Below are 19,013 nucleotides of genomic sequence, written 5' to 3' on the forward strand. Positions count from 1 at the left end.
CGCCCTTAACGGAGGCTATGCCGCGGCGGGGCGCGGGGGCCGTCGACGGCCCTTACTTTCGACAGATTCGCGGGCGACAGCCTTGATATCGCTCACGGATCCGGCGGACGCGGGCCTCGCCCGGCGCATCGCGATCCGGAGCAGGAGACCTCGACGGATGAACCCAGCCGACGCGATGCAGGCCGCGCCTGTCGCCGACATGACGCTGCTCGGCCTGTTCCTGCAGGCCCACTTCGTCGTGAAGATCGTGATGATCGGGCTGCTCAGCGCCTCGATCTGGTGCTGGTCGATCATCGTCGACAAGACGCTGCTGTTCCGCCGGACCAAGGCCGAGATGGACGCGTTCGAGGACGCGTTCTGGTCCGGCCGCTCGCTGGAGGAGCTGTTCCGCTCGTTCAACGACCGGCCGGCCACGGGCCTCGCCGCCGTCTTCGTCGCCGCCATGCGGGAGTGGAAGCGCAGCTTCGAGGGCTCCGGCCGGCAGATCCAGTCGCTGTCGCAGCGCATCGAGAAGCAGCTCGACGTCACCATCCACCGCGAGGTCGAGCGGCTGGAATCCCGCCTTCTGTTCCTCGCCTCGATCGGCTCTGCCGGCCCGTATATCGGCCTGTTCGGCACGGTCTGGGGCATCATGACCGCCTTCACGTCGATCGCGGCCTCGAAGAACACCTCGCTCGCGGTCGTCGCCCCCGGCATCGCCGAGGCTCTGTTCGCCACCGCCATCGGCCTGTTCGCCGCGATCCCGGCGGTGCTCGCCTACAACAAGCTCCAGGCCGAGGTCTCCAAGGCGCAGTCGCGGCTGGAGAGCTTCGCCGACGAGTTCTCCGCCATCCTCTCCCGCCAGATCGACGAGCGGCTGCCGCTCGCCGCCTGAACCGGCTGATCCAGAGGAGACCGATTCATGGGCATGGCAGCGGGCGCATCGCAGGGCGGCAAGCGCCGCCGGCGCCGGGGCCGCCGCGGCGGACCCATCAACGAGATCAACATGACGCCGTTCATCGACGTCGTGCTCGTGCTCCTGATCATCTTCATGGTCGCGGCGCCGATGATGACCGTCGGCGTCCCCCTCGACCTGCCGCAATCCAAGGCCTCGCCGCTCAATTCCGACGTGAAGCCGATCACCCTGTCGATCCGCCAGACCGGCCAGGTCTTCCTCGGCGAGGACGAGCTCACCGACGACTCGATCGTGCCGAAGCTCATGGAGACCGCCAAGACCGGGACCGAGGAGCGCGTCTTCGTGCGCGGCGACAAGCGCGTCGATTACGGTCGCGTGGCACAGGTGATGGCGATCGTGACCGGTGGCGGCTTCAAGAAGGTCGCCCTCGTCACCGAGCCTGAGCATCAGTAGGGCCGTCCCGTGGAGTTCCGCTTCGACCGCAAGGAACCGGGTGTCTGGATCTCCGCCGGCACTCACGTCGCGCTCCTCGCGCTGGCGCTGGTCAGCGTCGCGGCCCCGGCCCTGCCGGAGGCCCAGGAAGGCGTGCCCGTCGAGGTGATCACCGAGAACCAGTTCTCCGAGATCACCAAGGGCGAGCGCCAGGCCGACAAGCCGATGCCGAACGCGACGTCGCGGGCCGACCGCAAGGCGGAGAAGTTCGAGGACCGCGAGCCCGAGAATTCCAAGCAGGACGCGCCCACCGCGCCGACCCGCACGGCCGAGATGAAGCTCGCCAACGCGGACGAGATGCCGCTGCGCGGGGAGCCCGACCCGCAGGAGGCGGCCCAGGCCGCCAAGGCGGCGGAGAAGGCGGCGCAGGAGAAGCGCGACGCCGAGAAGGCCGCCGCCAAGGCGGCCGAGAAAGCCGCAGAGAAGGCGGCCGAGAAGGCCGCGGCGGAGAAGGCTGCCGCCGCCAAGGCCGAGGCCAAGGCCAAGGCCGAGGCCGTCGCGAAGGCCGAGGCCGAGAAGCGCGAGCAGCTCGAGAAGCTGATCGAGAAGCAGGAAGCCGAGGCCGCGGCGGCCGCCCAGAAGGCCGCCGCCGCGAAGAAGGCCGAAGCCGCCAAGGAGGCGGCCAAGGAGGCGGCCAAGAAGGCCGCCGACGCGAAGGCCAAGGCCGAGGCGGAAGCCGAGCGCCAGAAGGAGATCGCGGAGGCCAAGGCCGAAGCCGAGCGCGAGAAGGCGGAGGCCGCCGCCAAGGCTAAGGCCGAGGCCGCGGCGGCCGCCAAAGCCGAGGCCGCCGCCAAGGCGAAGGCCAAGGCCATGGCGGACGCGAAGGCCAAGGCCGATGCCGAGGCCAAGGCGCGCAAGCAGGCCGAGCTCGCCGACAAGTTCAACGCCGGCGACATCCGATCGATGCTCGCCTCGAAGGCGCCGTCGCAGTCGACCGGGGCCACCGGCCACGCGGTGCAGAAGGTGGCGGCGCTCGGCGCCGCGACCGGCAACGCGCAGCGCCTGTCGCCGTCGCTGCGCGACGCCCTGGTCGGCCTGCTCCAGCAGCAGATCGAGCGCTGTTACTCGGCGCCCCCCGGCGCGGCCCAGGGCGTGGTCCTGCCCGTGCTCGACATCCGCCTGAACCCGAACGGCTCCCTCAGCACCGAGCCGCGGATCATGCGCGGCGGGGCGAGCGCGGTCGACCAGTCGATCGCCCAGGCCGCGCTCCGGGCGGTCCGCCGGTGCGCGCCGTACAACATCCCGGCCACCTACGCGCCGTACTACAACGACTGGAAGGCCATCAACGCGGAGTTCGAGTTCACGGCGACTTGAGGGCTTCCAGCCCTTCTTCCGCCCTGTTCCGGCCGCCTCGTCAGATCGTCACTCGGATCCGACCCACCATGCTGCACCTGCCCTCCGTCGGGCGCCTCCCGACGTCCTTCGCCGCGCGCCTGATCGCGGTCTTCACCCTGCTGACGGCCGTCCTGGCCGGGCCCGCCCAGGCGCAGCTGCAGCTGCGCATCGGCGGCGGCAACTTCCAGCCGATGCCCATCGCCATCGCGGATTTCGGCGGCGACCCGAGCCTCGCCGGTCTCGTCTCCGGCGTCGTCACCAACGACCTGCGCCGCTCCGGCTACTTCACGCCGCTCGACCACGCCCGCTTCCCCGAGCAGCCGAACTTCGACGCCGCGCCGAACTTCGAGAAGTGGCGCGCCACCGGCGTGCAGGGTCTCGTGACCGGCCGGGTCGTCCGCGAGGGCGGCCGGGTCAAGGTCGAGTTCCGGCTCTGGGACGTGACCAACGGCCAGCAGATGACCGGCCAGCAATACGGCACCGACGCCGCGAACGTCCGGCGCACCGGCCACCTGATCTCGGACGGGGTCTACACCAAGATCACCGGCCTCGGGCCGTGGTTCGACAGCCGCATCGCCTTCGTGGACGAGACCGGCCCCAAGGAGAACCGCCGCAAGCGCCTGATGGTCATGGACCAGGACGGCGCCAATGTCCGGGCGATCACCACCGGCGAGATGTCGATCGTGGCGCCGCGCTACTCGCCGGCCACGCAGGACATCGCCTTCATGGCCCAGGCCACCGGCCACCAGCCGCGGGTGCAGATGATCAACCTGGAGACAGGAACCCGCCAGGCGCTCGGCAACGTCGATTCGATGAGCGCGAGCCCGCGCTTCTCGCCGGACGGCCGCAAGATCGTGATGAGCGTCCAGCAGGGCGGCAACGCCGACATCGTGACGATGGACCTCGCCTCGAAGGCCCAGCGCTCGATCACCAACGGCATGGCGATCGACACCTCGCCGACCTACTCGCCGGACGGGTCGCAGATCGCCTTCGAGTCCGACCGCGGCGGCTCCCAGCAGGTCTACGTGATGGGGTCGGACGGCTCGAACCCGCACCGGATCACCTTCGGCCCCGGCTCGGCCTCGCAGCCGGCCTTCTCGCCCCGCGGCGACCTGATCGCCTACACGCGCCAGCGCAACGGCGGCTTCGCCATCTGCGTCTCGAAGCCCGACGGCTCGGGCGAGCGCGTGCTCACCGAGGGCTTCCACAACGAGGGCCCGACCTTCGCGCCGAACGGCCAGTACGTGCTGTTCTTCCGCGATCCGGGCGGCCAGGGCGGCGGCAAGCTGTTCATGGTCGACATCACCGGCAAGGTGGAGCAACCGGTTCCGACGCCCGCCTACGCGTCCGACCCGACCTGGTCGCCGCTGCTGTCGGGCCGCTGAGCCCGTCGCGGAGCCCGGCTCACGAGCCGGGCTCCGGGGCCGTTCCCGACCGTGGTGATACGGTTCGGGCGGACGGCGGCTCCGGTCGTGACGGCCGCACCTCGCCCCCTCACCGTGTCCCGCTCCCGCACGCGAGAGGGGATTCGCGCGCTGTGCGGCGCCGGCTCGCGCAGCCACGCTCGCCGCGGCCGTCATGCCGNGCGAGGGTGCGGCCGTGGCGCACGGCGCGGTCGCGGTAGTGCTGGCCGCGCTCGAGCGCCTCGTCCGCCAGGGCGTGCCCGCGCTCGCTGACGTCGCGGAACCGGGCGCGACCCTCCTCGACGAGGTGCTCGCCGCCGTGGCGCAGGTCGCGGACCGTGTCCCGGGCCTCGCCGTAGGCGTACTGGGCCGCGCCGGCGGCCTGGTCGTAGGCGCCGTCGAGCTGATCGCCGGCCCGGCCGCGGACCGCGCCCGCCGCCGTCTTGATCCGGCCGCGCAGATGGCGGACGCCGCCCTCGAGATGATCCCTGTTCATGCTGTCTCTCCTATCCGGCGCGCGCCCCGGGGGCGCGACGCCTGCGTCGGGGCGGAACGACGGCGGAAGGCTACGGTTCCCTGCGGCGCCGCGGCGCGGCCTCAAGTTTCCGTGCTTCGGCGCGCCCGTGGCGGAAACAGGTCCGGGCCGGATCGACGACCACGGCCACTACGACGCCAATGCCGGGCGGGCGATCCATGCACATCGCGCGCGGGCCGTCGTCCCGATCTCTCGCCGCAACTCGGCCTGGTCTGGGCCGCGCCGCCGCGGCGACTTGCCGGGCCGCGGGAATATCCCTGGGCGGGGCCTAGATCTCGATCTCGGTCCCGACCTCGACCACCTGCCGGGTCGGCACCCCGAAGAAGGCGCCGGTGCGCTCGGCGTTGCGCTGCATGAAGGCGAACAGGTTCTCCCGCCAGGGCGCCATCCCCCGCTTGTCCCGTCGCGGGATGATCGTCTCGTGCCCGACGAAGATGGTCATGTCGTCGAGGACGTGCGGCGGCAGGTGGCGCGATTCCACCGCGCAGGCCAGCCCCTCGGGGATCGAGGCCTCCTCCATGAAGCCGTAGCGCAGGATCACCCGGTAGAAATCCGGCGCCAGGATCGTCACGTGGGCGCGCTGGTCGCGCGGGACCGTGGGCGTCTCCTCGTAGAGCGCCGTGATGATCAGGATGCGCGCCATCAGGGCGTGGTTGCGCTCCACGAAGCGCGAGAGGTGCAGCGGGATGCCGTGCTCGGCCGCCGAGAGGAACGCGGCCGTGCCCGGCAGCCGCAGCAGGTCGCGGTGCTGCAGACCGGCGAGGAAGACGTCCTCCGGCAGGCGCAGGGCGGCCCGCGCCTCCTCGACCAGCTCGTTGCCCTTCTTCCAGGTCAGCATCATCGCGGCGACGAGGCCGGCGAGCACCAGGGGAAACCAGCCGCCCTCCAGGATCTTCACGCTGTTGGCGGCGAAGAACACGAGGTCGATGGCCAGGAAGAAGCCGTTGACCGCGAGGACCAGGGCCGGGTTGTAGCCCCAGCGGAGCGCGATCAGCGCGGCGAGCAGCGTGGTGATGCCCATCAGCATCGAGACGGCGATGCCGTAGGCGCCGGCCAGGGCGTCGGAGGAGCCGAACACCACCACGGCGGTCAGGGTCGCCACGGCCAGCAGCCAGTTCACCGCCGGCACGTAGATCTGGCCGCGCTCCTCGTGCGCCGTCTGGACGATGCGCATGGCCGGCAGGAAGCCGAGCTGGACCGATTGCTGCGTCAGCGAGAACACGCCCGAGATGATCGCCTGCGAGGCGATGATGGTCGCCATCGTGGCCAGTGCGATGAGGGGCAGATGGCCCCAGTCGGGGCAGAGGCGGAAGAACGGGTTCTCCAGGGCGTCGGGCGCGGCGATCAGCAGGGCGCCCTGACCGAAATAGTTGAGCACCAGCGCCGGCAGGACCAGCACGAACCAGGCGACGCGGATCGGCAGGGCGCCGAAATGGCCGAGATCGGCGTACATCGCCTCGCCGCCGGTCACCGCCAGGAAGGCCGCGCCGAGCATCGCGAAGCTGACGTGCCAGCCGGCGTGGAGCATGAAATCGACGGCCCGGAACGGGTTGGCCGCCGCCAGGATCTCCGGTTTTGCGACGATCCCGGCGATCCCGAGGAGCCCGAGCACGACGAACCAGACCAGCATGACGGGCCCGAACACCCGGCCGATGGCGGCCACGCCCTTGTGCTGGACCAGGAACAGCCCGACCAGGATCACCAGGGTGATCGGCACCACGTAAGGCCCGAGCGCCGGCGCGTCGATCTTCAGCCCCTCGATCGCCGACAGCACCGAGATCGCCGGCGTGATCGCGCCGTCGCCGTAGAGCAGGGCCGCGCCCACCAGCCCGACCACCAGCAGCAGCGCCTTCCACGTCCCCGGCCGGGCCTGCCGCGCACCGAGCAGCGCCAGCATGGCGACGATGCCGCCCTCGCCCCGGTTGTCGGCGCGCAGGATCAGCACCGCGTATTTCAGCGACACGATCAGGATCAGCGACCACAGGATCAGCGACACCGCGCCGGTGGCGGCGGCCGGCACCGAGGCGCCGCCGCTGGTCGCGGCCTTCACGGCCTCCTTGAACGCGTAGAGCGGGCTCGTGCCGATGTCGCCGTAGACCACCCCCAGCGCGCCCAGGACGAGGGCCGGCCGGAGCCGGTCGCGCGCCGCTTCCGCGTCGACCGTGCCGGTATCGGGTCGGGGACTCGCGGCCGGCGCAAGGGTCTGACTCACCGCAGGGCTCCCCAGGGCGCCACCCGGCCCCGACGATTCGGGAACCGGAAGCGACGCCGCAGCGGTGAAGCTAGGGGCAGCGGCCGCGCCGTCCAGCAACGGCGCGATGGCGCTCAGATCAGGGCGGCCAGCTCGTCCGGGCAGGCGTCACCGCGCCGCAGGTAGACGACGGGTGCCCCGGCATGCCGCGCGATCGCGGCGGCCACGGTCGCGGCGGGGGCCGGAGCGCCCGGGCTCTCGCTGACCGCCACGGCGCGCAGCGTCACGCCGTGGAAGCGCAGGGTCTCGCAGGCGGTGAGCGCGTGGCTGATCGCCCCGAGATAGCTCCCGGACACGAGCAGCGCCGGCAGGCCGAGGGCCCGCAGCCAGTCCAGGCCGGTGGCGGCCTCGGTGACCGGGCTCATGAGGCCGCCGACGCCCTCGATCAGCAGCGTGCCGTCGGTGCGGGCGATCTCATCGCGGCACCAGCCGACGAGGTCGGCCAGGTCCAGGGATCGCCCCTCCAGCACGGCGGCCTGATCGGGCGAGAGCGGTGCCGAGAACCGCCACGGCGAGCAGGCCTCCACGGCCTCCTCGTCCAGGGCGAGGCCCTGCGCGTCCAGCAACCGGGCTGTGTCGCTCTCGATGAAGCCGGGATCGCTGAGAGGCGGGACACCGCTCGCGAGCGGCTTCACCGTCCGCACCGCCCGTCCCTGCGCCTGCAGGCGCCGGGTCAGGGCGGCGGTGACGTAGGTCTTGCCGATCTCGGTTCCCGCCCCGGCGATGAACAGAGCCCGCGCCGGCATCGCCGCCTCAGGCCTGGAGGGTGCCGTGGCAGTGCTTGTACTTCTTGCCCGAGCCGCAGGGGCACGGCTCGTTGCGGCCGACGCGGCCCCAGGTGGCGGCGTCGGTCGGGTCGCGCTCCAGCACGGCGCCGTCGGCCGCGAGGCCCTGGGCCGCGAAGCCGTAGGCCGGGCCCCCGCCGCCGTCGCTGCCCGAGCCGAGGCCGGCGTAGTCCATCTCGTTCTCGCCGGTGACCGGGTCGAGATGCTGGGCGAACATCGGCGGCAGCGCCGGACCGCCGGCCGGGTAGTCCGCCGGCGGCTCCTGCATCATGATCTCGACTCGCGAGAGCTGCGCGGTGACCTGCTCGCGCAGGGCGGTCACGAGCCCGTTGAACAGGTCGAAAGCCTCGGACTTGTACTCGTTCAGCGGGTCGCGCTGGGCGAAGCCGCGCCAGCCGATCACCTGCCGGAGGTGGTCCAGCGTCACGAGGTGCTCGCGCCAGAGATGGTCGAGCGTCTGCAGCAGGACCTGCTTCTCGATATAGGCCGTGACCTCGGCGCCGTTCTTCTCGGTCCGTTCGGCGTAGGCCGCCTCGGCCGCCTTGAGCAGGCGCTCGCGCATCTCCTCGTCGGCGATGCCCTCCTCCTTGGCCCAATCCTCGACCGGCACGTCGAGGTTGAGGATGTCCTTCACCTGCTCGCGCAGGCCGGCGACGTCCCACTGCTCGGCGTAGGCGTTCTCCGGGATGTGCCGGGTGACGAGATCGTCGATCACGCCCTCGCGCATCTCGTCCACGGTCTCGCGGACGCTGTCCTGGCCCATGAAGTCGCGGCGCTGCTCGAACACGACCTTGCGCTGGTCGTTCATGACGTTGTCGTACTTGAGCACGTTCTTGCGCATGTCGAAGTTGCGCGCCTCGACCTTCTGCTGCGCCTTCTCGATGGCCTTGTTGATCCAGGGGTGGATGATCGCCTCGCCCTGCTCCAGGCCGAGTTTCTGCAACATCCCGTCCATGCGGTCGGAGCCGAAGATCCGCATCAGGTCGTCCTGAAGCGACAGGTAGAACTTCGAGCGGCCGGGATCGCCCTGGCGGCCGGAGCGGCCGCGGAGCTGGTTGTCGATGCGCCGCGATTCGTGGCGCTCGGTGCCGATGATGTAGAGGCCGCCGGGCAGCGCCTTCTTGCGACCCGCCTCCGGATCGGCCGGCTCGCCGGACGCCAGCACCTTGGTGCGGTTCTCGGCGATCTCCGCCTTGATCGCCGCGATGGCGGCGTCGCGCTCCGGACCATCGGCGAGGTGCCCCAGCTCCTTCTCGATCCGCATCTCGAGGTTGCCGCCGAGTTTGATGTCGGTGCCGCGGCCGGCCATGTTGGTGGCGATGGTGATCGCGCCCGGCACGCCCGCCTCGGCCACGATGTAGGCCTCCTGCTCGTGGAAGCGGGCGTTCAGCACGGCGAAGCGCTTGGTCACCCGGCCCTCGCGGGCGGCGGCGTAGACGTCGGTCAGCGCGTTCGGGTCGGAATAGTCGAGCAGGCTGTAGCCGGCCTTCTTGAGCATCTCGGCGAGGTGCTCCGACTTCTCGATCGAGCCGGTGCCGACCAGGATCGGCTGGTGGCGCGCATGCGCCTTGTCGATCTCGGCGATGATGCCCTCGTACTTCTCGCCGACCGTCCGGTAGACCTCGTCGTCCTCGTCGACGCGCTCGACCTCCTTGTTGGTCGGGATGTCGACCACGTCGAGCTTGTAGATCTCGGCGAACTCGTCGGCCTCGGTGGAGGCCGTGCCGGTCATGCCGGCGAGCTTCTTGTACAGGCGGAAGTAGTTCTGGAAGGTGATCGACGCGAGCGTCTGGTTCTCGGGCTGGATCGTGACCCGCTCCTTGGCCTCGAGCGCCTGGTGCAGCCCCTCCGAGTAGCGCCGGCCCTGCATCATGCGGCCGGTGAACTCGTCGATGATCACCACCTCGTCGTTCTTGACGATGTAGTCCTTGTCGCGGGTGAACAGCGTGTGGGCGCGAAGCGCCTGGTTCACGTGATGGACCAGCGTGACGTTGTGGGCGTCGTAGAGGTCGCCCTCCTTCAGGAGGCCCGCCTCGCGCATCGCCTCCTCGATGAACTCGTTGCCCTCCTCGGTCAGCGAGACCGTGCGCTGCTTCTCGTCGAGGTCGTAGAACTCCTTGCGCAGGCGCGGCATCAGCGCGTCGACCGCCACGTAGAGTTCCGACCGGTCGTCGACCGGACCGGAGATGATCAGCGGCGTGCGCGCCTCGTCGATCAGGATCGAATCGACCTCGTCGACGATCGCGAAGTTGTGCCCCCGCTGCGCCAGCTGGGACATCTCGTACTTCATGTTGTCGCGCAGGTAGTCGAACCCGTACTCGTTGTTGGTGCCGTAGGTGATGTCGCAGGCATAGGCGTCCTTGCGCTGCGCATCGTCGAGGCCGTGCACGATCGTGCCGACGGAGAGGCCCAGGAACCGGTAGACCTGACCCATCCACTCGGCGTCGCGCGAGGCGAGGTAGTCGTTCACGGTCACGACGTGGACGCCCTTGCCCTCCAGGGCGTTGAGGTAGACCGGCAGCGTCGCCACCAGGGTCTTGCCCTCGCCAGTCTTCATCTCGGCGATGCCGCCCTCGTGGAGCACCATGCCGCCGATGAGCTGCACGTCGAAGTGGCGCTGGCCGAAGACGCGCTTGGCCGCCTCGCGCACCGTGGCGAAGGCCGGCACGAGGATGTCGTCGAGGCTCTTGCCGTTGGCGAGTTCGGCCTTCAGCATGTCGGTGCGGGCGCGCAGGGCCTCGTCCGAGAGGGCCTGGATCTCCGGTTCCAGCGCGTTGATCTGCGCGACGCGCGGGCGGTAGCCCTTGACGCGGCGGTCGTTCGAGGAGCCGAAAATCTTCTTGGCGATGGAGCCGAGCATCGTGGACCTGCGGACGCGCGAGCCCGCCCACGGGTGAGCGTGGCGGGCCGGCCTGGACGGAGTTGGCCGGGCTTATAGAGGTAAACATCGCCCGGCGCACCTGGAAGGGGCAGCCCTCAACGCATGCCGGTACGGTCACGGTTCCGGCACCGGTGAAATGGCCGCGCTTGCCTTCTCGCCCGACGCGGGCCACCTGTGCCGCGGCGCGGCCCCGGCCGATCCGGCGCGCCGCCGAGACGTGAGCCGAGGACTTCGCCCGTATGCCGAACACCGCCCTTCTCCGGCGCGTCAGCGCGCTCGCCGTCATGATCGCGATGCCGGGACTGGCGCTGGCCCAGGCGCCCCAGAAGGCCCCGACCCCGGCCGCCGGCACGCCGGCCGCCGCTTCCCCCGTTGGGCGGGCGGGTCGGACCGCGACCCGGCCGGCCGCGGCACGCCCGGGTCCGGCGCGAGCGCGGTCGAACGTCCCGGCTCCGGGCGCGTTAGAGCGTGGCGGTGGCGGGAGCGCCGCGCGTTGAGGTACGAGACCGGCCCGATGAATCCTGCTGCACGCCCGGCCCGCTCCGTCCCCGCACCGTCAGCCGTCACGCCGATCCGCCCCGCCGAGCGGCCGCACCAGCCCTTCAAGATCGTGAGCTGGAACCTGCTGCGGCGCACCGGCGCGGCGGTGGACGACGTCGCCGCCCTGGTGGCGCAGGAGAAGCCAGACCTGCTGCTGATGCAGGAGGCGACCCGCGCCATCGGCTTCCTGCTGGACCGGATCGGCGGCCACTACGCCTGGGCGCCCCTGCCGGGCCGGATCCACGGGCTCGCCATGTGGAGCCCGAAGCCCTGGGCGGCCCCGCCCCGGGTCATCGCGCTGCCGTCCGGCGCCCTCGTGCACCGAGTCTGCCAGATCCTCGATCTCGGCGAGTTCGGCGTGGCCAACGTCCACCTGTCGCACGGTCAGATGCTGAACCGGCGCCAGCTCCGCCGCATCGTCAGCGAGCTGCCGCCGCGGGCGGCCGTGCTCGGCGACTACAACATCGTCGGCCCGGCGCTGATCCCGGGCTTCCGCGACGTCGGGCCGCGGCAATCGACCCACGCGATGGTCGAGGTCCTGCCGCTGCGCCTCGACCGCTGCCTCGCCCGCGGGCTCGTCTGCCACGCGCACGCGGTGCTGCCGCGGGGGCGCTCCGATCACCGGCCGATCGTCGTCCATCTGGGCCCGGCGCCGGAGGCGCACGCCCCCGCCCGGTTCAAAGGTATGGCAGCAGCAGTCGCACGCCTGCGTCGCGCAGACGGATCGGCAGGACGCGCGCGGCGAGATCCTCCCGGCTGAGCCGCGCCTGCATCTTGCCGCGCATGAACCGGTCGAGGTCGGCCGCGAGCTCCGCGTCGATGATCTCGACATTCAGCTCGAAGTTGAGCCGGAAGCTGCGCATGTCCCAGTTGGCGCTGCCGACGAAGCACCAGACGTCGTCGACCACCATCGCCTTGGAATGGTCGAAGGGCGGCTCGTCGAGCCAGACGTTCACGCCGGCCCGCAGCAGCGGGTCGAGATGCGCCCGGGTCGCCCAGTCGATGTACGGGTGGTCGCTGACCCGCGGGATGATCACGTCGACGGTGATGCCCCGGGTCGCGGCCTGGGCGAGGGCGCCGGTCACCAGCTCGTCGGGCAGGAAGTAGGGCGTCACGAAGCGCACCGACCGGCGCGCGCAGGCCAGCGCCTGGAGGATGACCTGCTCGATCTTCTCGACGTCCGCGTCCGGGCCGGAGGTCACCGCCCGGGCGACGCTCGGTCCGCACGGCTCGAGGTCGACGAACCACGGGGGGCCGTCGAGGATCTCGCCGTCCACGAAGGCCCAGTCGGCCGCGAAGGCGACGGCGAGCTGCTCGACCACGGGGCCGGTCATCCGGAAATGGGTGTCCCGGATCGGGTGCTCGGGCTTCAGGGCGACGCGGTTCGGGTGGGAGATGTTGAGGCCGCCGGTGAAGGCGGTCCGCCCGTCGATGACCAGCAGCTTCTTGTGCGAGCGCAGGTTGAGGAAGGGCATCCGCCAGGGGAGGGCGGAGTGCATGAACAGGGCCGCCGGCACCCCGGCGGCCGTCAGCCGCCGGTAGACCGGCGCCCGGAAGTAGCCGCCGCCGATCCCGTCGATGATGACGCGGACCTTCACGCCCCGGGCCTGCGCCTCGACCAGCGCGTCGCAGAACGCGCCGCCGGTGGCGTCGTCCCGGAAGATGTAGCTCGACAGACCGATGCTGGTCCGGGCCTCGCGGATCGCCGCGAGCATCACCGGGTAGGCCGCGTCGCCGTTGCGGAACATCTGCACGGTGTTGCCCGCGAAGGCCGGCAGGCCGGTGATCCGGCGGATCGCGCGGTCGAGGGGCCAGAGCGCCTCCGGCACCACGGCGTCGTCGGTGTCGGGCAGCTGCGTCGCGTCGGAGGGCTTGGTCCGCAGCCGCCGCGCGCGGCGCGAGACGCGGTTGATGCCGAAGGTCAGGTACAGGGCGGTGCCGAAGATCGGCGACAGCCACGCGAGCCCGATCCAGCCCACCGCCACGCTGACCCGGCGCTTGCGCAGCAGGGCGTGCAGGGTGACGCCGATCGCCAGCGCGAAGCCGATCAGGGCCTCGACATCCGACCGCATCAGGGCGGTCGACTGGACCCAGCGGGTGATCGCGTTTTCCAAGGTGAGGCTATCCGGGTTCGCGTCGGGAGGCGCCGGATCGACCTAAAGCCCGTGCGCCGGGGGGATCAATCCGCCGGCTTGGCCGGATGCGCAATGGGTGCGGCGGCCGCGGCGGCCGCGGGCCGCTCGCAGCGATAGGGTCCGCTGCCGTCGAGGGCCCCGTACAGGACCCGGCCGCCGGAGGCGATGCAGCGCGCCTTGGCCTCGGCGTAGGGCCGGTGGAAGCTCCAGATGGTGATCATCGGCCCGATGGTCGCGATGCAGACGCCGCCGAAGATCACGGCGGCGGCCCAGGTCGCGCCGTTGCGGTTCGGCCGCGGCGGGCGCGGCGGCGGCATCGTGCCGTAGAAGGACAGCGTCAGACCGAGCAGGTCGAGGGTGCTCATCAGCCGTTCCGCGTTGCGGCGCCGAGCCCGGCAGGATCGGACAGACCCTGATCCTAGGGCAGGGCGGCGCCATCACCTACGCGCCACGCGCCGAACGGCCTGCGTCGTATCGCGCCAGGAGGCCGGCTCACGGCTCCCAGCGGGGCGGCCGCTTGCCCAGGAAGGCGTCGATCCCCTCCTGCGCGTCGGCCATCATCATGTTCCGGACCATGACCTCGGCCGTGTAGCCGTAGGCGTCCTCCAGGCCCATCTCGATCTGCCGGCCGAACGCCTCCTTGCCGATCGCCAGGACGCGCCGGGCCTTCCCGGCGATCCGGGCCGCGAGGGCGCCCACCGCCGCGTCGAGCTCCGCCTGCGGCACGGCGCGGTTGACGAGGCCGATCCGCACGGCCTCAGCGGCGTCGATCGGCTCGCCGACCAGCAGCATCTCCAGGGCGGCCTTGCGCGACACGGCCCGCGACAGGGCGACCATCGGGGTCGAGCAGAACAGTCCGATCTGAACACCGGGCGTGGCGAAGCGGGCGTCTTCGGCGCAGACGGCGAGATCGCAGGTGGCGACGAGCTGGCACCCGGCGGCGGTGGCGATCCCGTGCACCCGGGCGATCACCGGCTGCGGCAGGCGCGTGAGGCTCAGCATCAGCCGGGCGCAGGTGCGGAAGACCGCCTCGGTGGCTTCGCGGGACGGGTCGGCACGCATCTCCTTGAGGTCGTGGCCGGCGCAGAAGGCGGGGCCGGCGCCCTGCAGGATCACGACGCGCACGGACGGATCCGCGCGGATCGCGTCGAGCTGGGCCAGGAGAGCGCCCATCAGAGCCATCGAAAGGGCGTTGCGCGCCTGCGGCCGGTTCAGCGTCAGCGTCGCGACCCCGTCGGCGTCGCTGCGCAGCAGCACCGGCGCCTCCGGGCTGGCGGCTGGGGCCGTGGCAAGGGCTGCGGACATGGCGGCGTCTCCCGGCGCCGGCCTCCCTGGCGCGGGGCCGGTCGCGTCGCCGGACGGTAGCACGCCGATCTCAGGTTCGCGACGCCGCGACCTGCCGTCGGCGGTGAGGAGGCTGTCAGGCCTGCTCGGCCAGGGCGAGGTCGAGGCTCGCGTAGTCGGCGCCCGGACCGTTCCACCACACCGCCGGATAGGCGGCGAGCCGGCCCATCACGCCGGCATAGGCGTCGGCGAGCGCCGTATCGACCACCACCAGCGCGGCGTCCGACGCGGACAGGCTGTCGGCCAGCGCCTGGTCGCGGCCGGCGCAGTCGAGGCAGACGACGCGCAGGCCGAGGCGGGTGAGGCCGAGGCGCATGGCCTCCGCCTGCCCGAGATCCTGAACCATGAGCGCGACGGTTTGACCGGCCCGCAGGCCCTCGCCCCAGGCCCAGCGCGAGAAGCGGTGCGGACAGACCGCGGCGACCGGGACGGCCGGCCCGACACGCCGCTCCGCGCTGGCGGCTCCTTGCGCGCCCGGCCGGGCGCGCCGGTCGGCGTCTCGAGCCGGGAGAGGGATGGAGGCCGCCGGGGATTGGACGCCGTACATGCGATGCGGACCGCCTGAATTTGGACACACTGCAGGCCCTGGCGTGACGCGAGCAGGTTAACACTCTCTCACGCGCCGGCTTTCCGTGGAAAAACGACCGCTTTTTCGTCGGCGCGCGGGCCGGCCGACTGGGCCTATGGCCAACGGGCCGTGAACGGGGACGGCCGAATTGCCCGCATCTTCGGTCGCATTGGCGCGCGCGCGGGTCCGGCCTATGTCCCGCCCGCCAGAGGCCGCCCGCCAGAGGCTGCCCCGATCGAGGAACCGCCGCGCATGCGCTCCACAACGACCCGGATCTCCCTCCTCGCCGCCGCCACGCTCGCGGCCCTGCCGGCGCAGGCGCAGATCCGGAACGCCCCGGCACCCCGGGCCCTGGAATTCGCCGCCTACATCTTCGCGGCGTCGAATGTCTGCGGCTATCGGATCGGCAGCGACCAGTTCGAGGCCCTGCTGGCGAAGCAGAACGTGCAGATCGCCGACGTTCAGCCGCGGGGTCCGTTCGGCAACCGGGTGCAGACGATGTTCACGCTGATGTCGAATCAGATGGCGCAGAACCGCGACCAGGCCTGCATCGCGGTCGCGGGGGAGTACGGGCCCGAGGGAACGGTGGCCAAGAACGTCCTCCTGCCCGCGGGCCAGGAACCTGCCGCGCCCGCAAAGCCCGCCGCGCCCGCGAAGCCGCAATAGGTCACGCCCGGAAGCGCGACCGCCCTCAGCCGAGGCGCCAGTCGATCGGCCGGCACCCGCGCGCCACGAGCCACTGGTTGGCCCGGCCGAACGGGTCGGAACCGGGAAAATCCCGGGCGCGGTTGAGCGGCGAGGGGTGTCCGCTCTCGAACACGCCGTGGCGGGTGGCGTCGATCAGCGCGGCCCTGGCCCGCGCCTGGGCGCCCCAGAGCAGGAACACCGCGGGCTCCGGACGCGCCGCGACGGCGCGCACCGCCGCGTCGGTCAGCGCGGCCCAGCCGTAGCGCAGATGCGCCCCGGCCTTGCCGGCCTCGACGGTGAGCGCGCTGTTGAGCAGCAGCACGCCCTGCCGCGCCCAGGGCGTCAGGTCGCCGCCCGCGGCGCGGTCGGAGCCCGCCTCCGCCAGGATCGCCTTCAGCGAGGCGGGGAGGCGGCCGGCGCCCACGAACGAGAAGGCGAGACCGTTGGCGTCCCCCGGGGTCGGGTACGGATCCTGCCCGAGGATGACGACGCGCACTTCCTGAAGCGGGGTCTCGGACAGGGCGCGGAAGATCCGGTCCGGCGCGGGCAGCACGCGCGCGCCCGCGGCGATTCGCGCATCGACCCGCGCCGCCACGGCGTCGGCCTCCCCGTCGGCGAAGAAGGGCAGGCCGAGCCACGACGAGCCGGAGGCGCGGAAGGCGGTGAGGGCGTCGGCGACGGGCGTGTCGATCATGGTCTCTCGCGGTCGGATCCCCCGCGCAGATAGGGGGCGGGCGGGCGCCGTCATGGGCGCGGCGGTTGCGGCCGGGAGCCGCCCGTGTTTAGGGACGGGGGTCGAGCGTGCCGCCGATCGCGGTGCGGCATCGCGCGTCCGGTCTTCGCAGGGCGGCTTCGCACCCTACATGGAAGCGCACCCGACGGAGTTTTAAGCCTCCGGCCCGGTTCAGGCGAACGCGCCGGCCGCCGGATGTCGGAAACCAGAGGAAGGATCTCGGCGCGCGGCGCCGGAACGCTGCCATGAACGAACGCGTCGAACCCGCCGCGCTGGCGAATGGCCGGCCCCTCGCACCGCTGCAGCCCGCGTCGGATACCCTTCCGGCCGACCACCCGAAGGTCGCCTGGGGCCGCGTCGGTGTGCTCCTGATGAATCTCGGGACGCCCGAGGGCACGTCCTACTGGCCGATGCGCCGGTACCTCAAGGAGTTCCTGTCGGACCGCCGGGTGATCGAGGTGCCCCGGCTGATCTGGTGGCCGCTCCTCAACCTGATCATCCTGACGAAGCGCCCCGGGCCGAAGGGCCGCGACTACGCCAGCGTCTGGAACAACGCGCTCAACGAGGGGCCGCTGAAGACGATCACCCGCGGCCAGTGCGAGCGCCTGCAGGCGGCCATGGGCGAGTCCGTGGTCGTCGACTGGGCGATGCGCTACGGCAAGCCCGAGGTCGCCGGCCGGATCCAGGCGCTGCTCGATCAGGGCTGCGACCGCATCCTGCTGGTGCCGCTCTACCCGCAATACGCCGCCGCGACCTCGGCCACGGCCTGCGACCAGGCCTTCCGGGCGCTGATGGACATGCGCTGGCAGCCCACCGTCCGCGTCTCGCCGCCCTATCACGACGACCCGGTCTACATCGCCGCCATGGCCGATTCGATCCGCGAGGGTCTGGCCAAGCTCGACTTCGAGCCGGAGGTGATCCTCACCTCGTTCCACGGCGTGCCGCGGAGCTATCTGCTCAAGGGCGACCCGTACCATTGCCAGTGCCACAAGACCGGGCGGCTGATCCGCGAGGCGCTGGGCCTGTCGCCGGACAAGATGCGCGTGACCTTCCAGTCGCGCTTCGGCAACGAGGAGTGGCTGAAGCCCTACACCGACGAGACCGTGATGGAGCTCGCGAAGTCGGGCGTGAAGCGGATGGCGATCGTCGCCCCGGGCTTCACGGCGGACTGCCTGGAGACCCTCGAGGAGCTCGACGGCGAGAACCGCCACTACTTCGAGGAGAACGGCGGCGAGCGCTTCGCCTACATCCCCTGCCTGAACGACAGCGACCTCGGCATGCGGGTGATCGAGCACGTCGTCCGCCGCGAGCTCCAGGGCTGGATCTGAGATCCCGGCCGGTGTGCCGCTTGCGGCGCGGCCCGGCCCGCCTATTATTTTCCTAAGCCGAACGGGCCCCTCGGTTCGGCGCGGGAGGATCACATGGCGTTCTTCATCGGCATCGCGTGCCCGTGGCTGCTGATCGCGGTGCTCGACAGGATCGCCGAGGGGCGCCGCAGCGCCGAACTCTCGGCGCTCGGGATCACGCCCCAGCCGGCGCCGGCGCAGTCCAGCTACCTCGTTCCCGATCGGCCGTACTGACGACGCGGCGCGGCCCCCGGGGCCGCGCCGGTCAGTCTCAGACCGTCACTTCTTCGGCTCGGGCGCGGTCTGCGCGGCCGGGGGCGCGTCGGCGCGGTCGATCTTGGCCTCCGAGCGGAGCTTCAGGATCATGTCCTGCTGCGCCTTGCGGATCAGGTGCTGGTCGATCTGCTCCTTGAGCTCGTCGAAGGTCGGCTGCGGCTTGGTCCGCTTCTCCTCGACCTTGATCACGTGCCAGCCGAACTGGGTCTTGATCGGGTCGGACACCTGGCCGGGCTTCATCGCGAAGGCGGCGTTGGCGAAGTCGGGCACCATCCGCTCCTTGGTGAACCAGCCGAGATCGCCGCCCTCGGCCTTCGAGCCCGGATCCTTCGACGCCTCGGCGGCGACCTTGGCGAAATCCTCGCCGCCCTTGATCCGCGCGGCGATCTTCTTGGCCTCGGCCTCGTTGTCCACGAGGATGTGGCGCGCGTGCACCTCCTCCTCGGGCTTCATCAGCTTGACGGTCTGGTCGTAGATCGCGTGCTCCGCCTCGGGCGTGACCGCGCGCTTGGCCTCCTGCTCCAGGTAGTCGTCGAGCAGGAGCTTGTCGCGGAAGTAGGCGAGCTTGCGCTTGAACTCAGGCGTGTCGCCGATCTTGGCGGCCTCGGAGGCCTGCGCGCCGACGCGCAGGTCGACCATGTAGTCGACGAGCAGGTTCTTCTTCTGGGCCTCGTCGACGCCGGGCAGCGACAGGGCCGGGTCGTCGGCCGCGATGGCGAGGTCGCCCTGCGTGATCGGCTTGCCGTTCACGCTCGCCACGACCGCGTCCGCGCTCGGCGCCGCGGCCGGGGCCGCCGCGGGGGAAGC

General features: G+C 71.5%; 18 protein-coding genes. 8 read left to right on the forward strand and 10 right to left on the reverse strand.

The window, feature by feature from the left end; genetic code table 11:
- Positions 1-157 precede the first annotated feature (157 nt).
- The 4 genes from tolQ to tolB all read left to right on the forward strand — a co-directional run bounded on the left by tolQ (position 158) and on the right by tolB (position 4,107).
- Positions 158-874: a protein TolQ gene (tolQ, locus tag MMR14E_RS13525; protein WP_012317751.1), complete on the forward strand. Its 717-nt coding sequence runs from the start codon at positions 158-160 to the stop codon at positions 872-874.
- A gap of 27 nt (positions 875-901) precedes the next feature.
- The gene (locus MMR14E_RS13530; protein ID WP_020093363.1) at positions 902-1,348 is read left to right on the forward strand and encodes an ExbD/TolR family protein; all 447 of its coding nucleotides are present in this window, start codon (positions 902-904) and stop codon (positions 1,346-1,348) included.
- A 9-nt stretch (positions 1,349-1,357) separates the two neighbouring features.
- Entirely contained in the window at positions 1,358-2,701 is a 1,344-nt protein-coding gene (gene tolA / locus MMR14E_RS13535) for a cell envelope integrity protein TolA (protein WP_331314992.1), read from the forward strand.
- A 68-nt stretch (positions 2,702-2,769) separates the two neighbouring features.
- Positions 2,770-4,107, forward strand: coding sequence for a Tol-Pal system beta propeller repeat protein TolB (gene tolB, locus MMR14E_RS13540; protein ID WP_331314994.1), 1,338 nt, complete (start codon positions 2,770-2,772; stop codon positions 4,105-4,107).
- A gap of 109 nt (positions 4,108-4,216) precedes the next feature.
- Here tolB and MMR14E_RS13545 read toward each other — a convergent pair whose 3' ends face one another.
- The 4 genes from MMR14E_RS13545 to secA form a co-directional block, all read right to left on the reverse strand.
- Complete coding sequence (locus MMR14E_RS13545; RefSeq protein WP_331314996.1) at positions 4,217-4,621, reverse strand: CsbD family protein; 405 nt, start codon at positions 4,619-4,621, stop codon at positions 4,217-4,219.
- A 307-nt stretch (positions 4,622-4,928) separates the two neighbouring features.
- On the reverse strand, positions 4,929-6,872 hold the full coding sequence (locus MMR14E_RS13550) for a KUP/HAK/KT family potassium transporter (RefSeq protein WP_331314998.1): 1,944 nt from the start codon (positions 6,870-6,872) through the stop codon (positions 4,929-4,931).
- 113 nt (positions 6,873-6,985) lie between these two features.
- Positions 6,986-7,657 (reverse strand): dethiobiotin synthase, encoded by a 672-nt coding sequence (bioD, locus tag MMR14E_RS13555; RefSeq protein WP_331315000.1) that lies wholly within the window; start codon positions 7,655-7,657, stop codon positions 6,986-6,988.
- Positions 7,658-7,664: 7 nt separating this feature from the next.
- Entirely contained in the window at positions 7,665-10,556 is a 2,892-nt protein-coding gene (gene secA, locus MMR14E_RS13560) for a preprotein translocase subunit SecA (protein WP_331315001.1), read from the reverse strand.
- 535 nt (positions 10,557-11,091) lie between these two features.
- On the opposite strand from secA, the gene MMR14E_RS13565 reads away from it, so the two are divergent.
- Entirely contained in the window at positions 11,092-11,877 is a 786-nt protein-coding gene (locus MMR14E_RS13565; protein WP_331315002.1) for an endonuclease/exonuclease/phosphatase family protein, read from the forward strand.
- Here the strand turns inward: MMR14E_RS13565 and MMR14E_RS13570 are convergent.
- The 4 genes from MMR14E_RS13570 to MMR14E_RS13585 all read right to left on the reverse strand — a co-directional run bounded on the left by MMR14E_RS13570 (position 11,795) and on the right by MMR14E_RS13585 (position 14,942).
- Positions 11,795-13,231 (reverse strand): phospholipase D-like domain-containing protein, encoded by a 1,437-nt coding sequence (locus MMR14E_RS13570; protein ID WP_331315003.1) that lies wholly within the window; start codon positions 13,229-13,231, stop codon positions 11,795-11,797. The two genes, MMR14E_RS13565 and MMR14E_RS13570, sit on opposite strands and share 83 nt — an antisense overlap.
- A gap of 65 nt (positions 13,232-13,296) precedes the next feature.
- On the reverse strand, positions 13,297-13,617 hold the full coding sequence (locus tag MMR14E_RS13575; protein WP_331315004.1) for a hypothetical protein: 321 nt from the start codon (positions 13,615-13,617) through the stop codon (positions 13,297-13,299).
- Between the two features lie 127 nt (positions 13,618-13,744).
- Positions 13,745-14,557 carry an enoyl-CoA hydratase gene (locus MMR14E_RS13580; RefSeq protein WP_331315005.1) on the reverse strand — a complete coding sequence of 271 codons (813 nt, stop codon included), beginning with the start codon at positions 14,555-14,557 and terminating at the stop codon, positions 13,745-13,747.
- 115 nt (positions 14,558-14,672) lie between these two features.
- Positions 14,673-14,942 (reverse strand): hypothetical protein, encoded by a 270-nt coding sequence (locus MMR14E_RS13585; RefSeq protein WP_331315006.1) that lies wholly within the window; start codon positions 14,940-14,942, stop codon positions 14,673-14,675.
- A 474-nt stretch (positions 14,943-15,416) separates the two neighbouring features.
- On the opposite strand from MMR14E_RS13585, the gene MMR14E_RS13590 reads away from it, so the two are divergent.
- The gene (locus MMR14E_RS13590; protein ID WP_331315008.1) at positions 15,417-15,830 is read left to right on the forward strand and encodes a hypothetical protein; all 414 of its coding nucleotides are present in this window, start codon (positions 15,417-15,419) and stop codon (positions 15,828-15,830) included.
- A gap of 25 nt (positions 15,831-15,855) precedes the next feature.
- Here MMR14E_RS13590 and MMR14E_RS13595 read toward each other — a convergent pair whose 3' ends face one another.
- Positions 15,856-16,545, reverse strand: a complete 690-nt coding sequence (locus MMR14E_RS13595) for a uracil-DNA glycosylase (protein ID WP_331315010.1) — start codon at positions 16,543-16,545, stop codon at positions 15,856-15,858.
- Positions 16,546-16,829: 284 nt separating this feature from the next.
- On the opposite strand from MMR14E_RS13595, the gene hemH reads away from it, so the two are divergent.
- Positions 16,830-17,912: a ferrochelatase gene (gene hemH, locus MMR14E_RS13600; protein WP_331315012.1), complete on the forward strand. Its 1,083-nt coding sequence runs from the start codon at positions 16,830-16,832 to the stop codon at positions 17,910-17,912.
- Positions 17,913-18,005: 93 nt separating this feature from the next.
- A complete protein-coding gene (locus tag MMR14E_RS13605; RefSeq protein WP_012317739.1) occupies positions 18,006-18,164 on the forward strand; it encodes a hypothetical protein in 159 nt (52 codons plus the stop codon).
- A 45-nt stretch (positions 18,165-18,209) separates the two neighbouring features.
- Here the strand turns inward: MMR14E_RS13605 and MMR14E_RS13610 are convergent.
- The coding region (locus MMR14E_RS13610; protein ID WP_331315013.1) for a peptidylprolyl isomerase at positions 18,210-19,013 on the reverse strand (804 nt) is incomplete at its 5' end.

Origin of the sequence: Methylobacterium mesophilicum, assembly GCF_036441335.1 — a bacterium.
GTDB lineage: Bacteria > Pseudomonadota > Alphaproteobacteria > Rhizobiales > Beijerinckiaceae > Methylobacterium > Methylobacterium mesophilicum_B.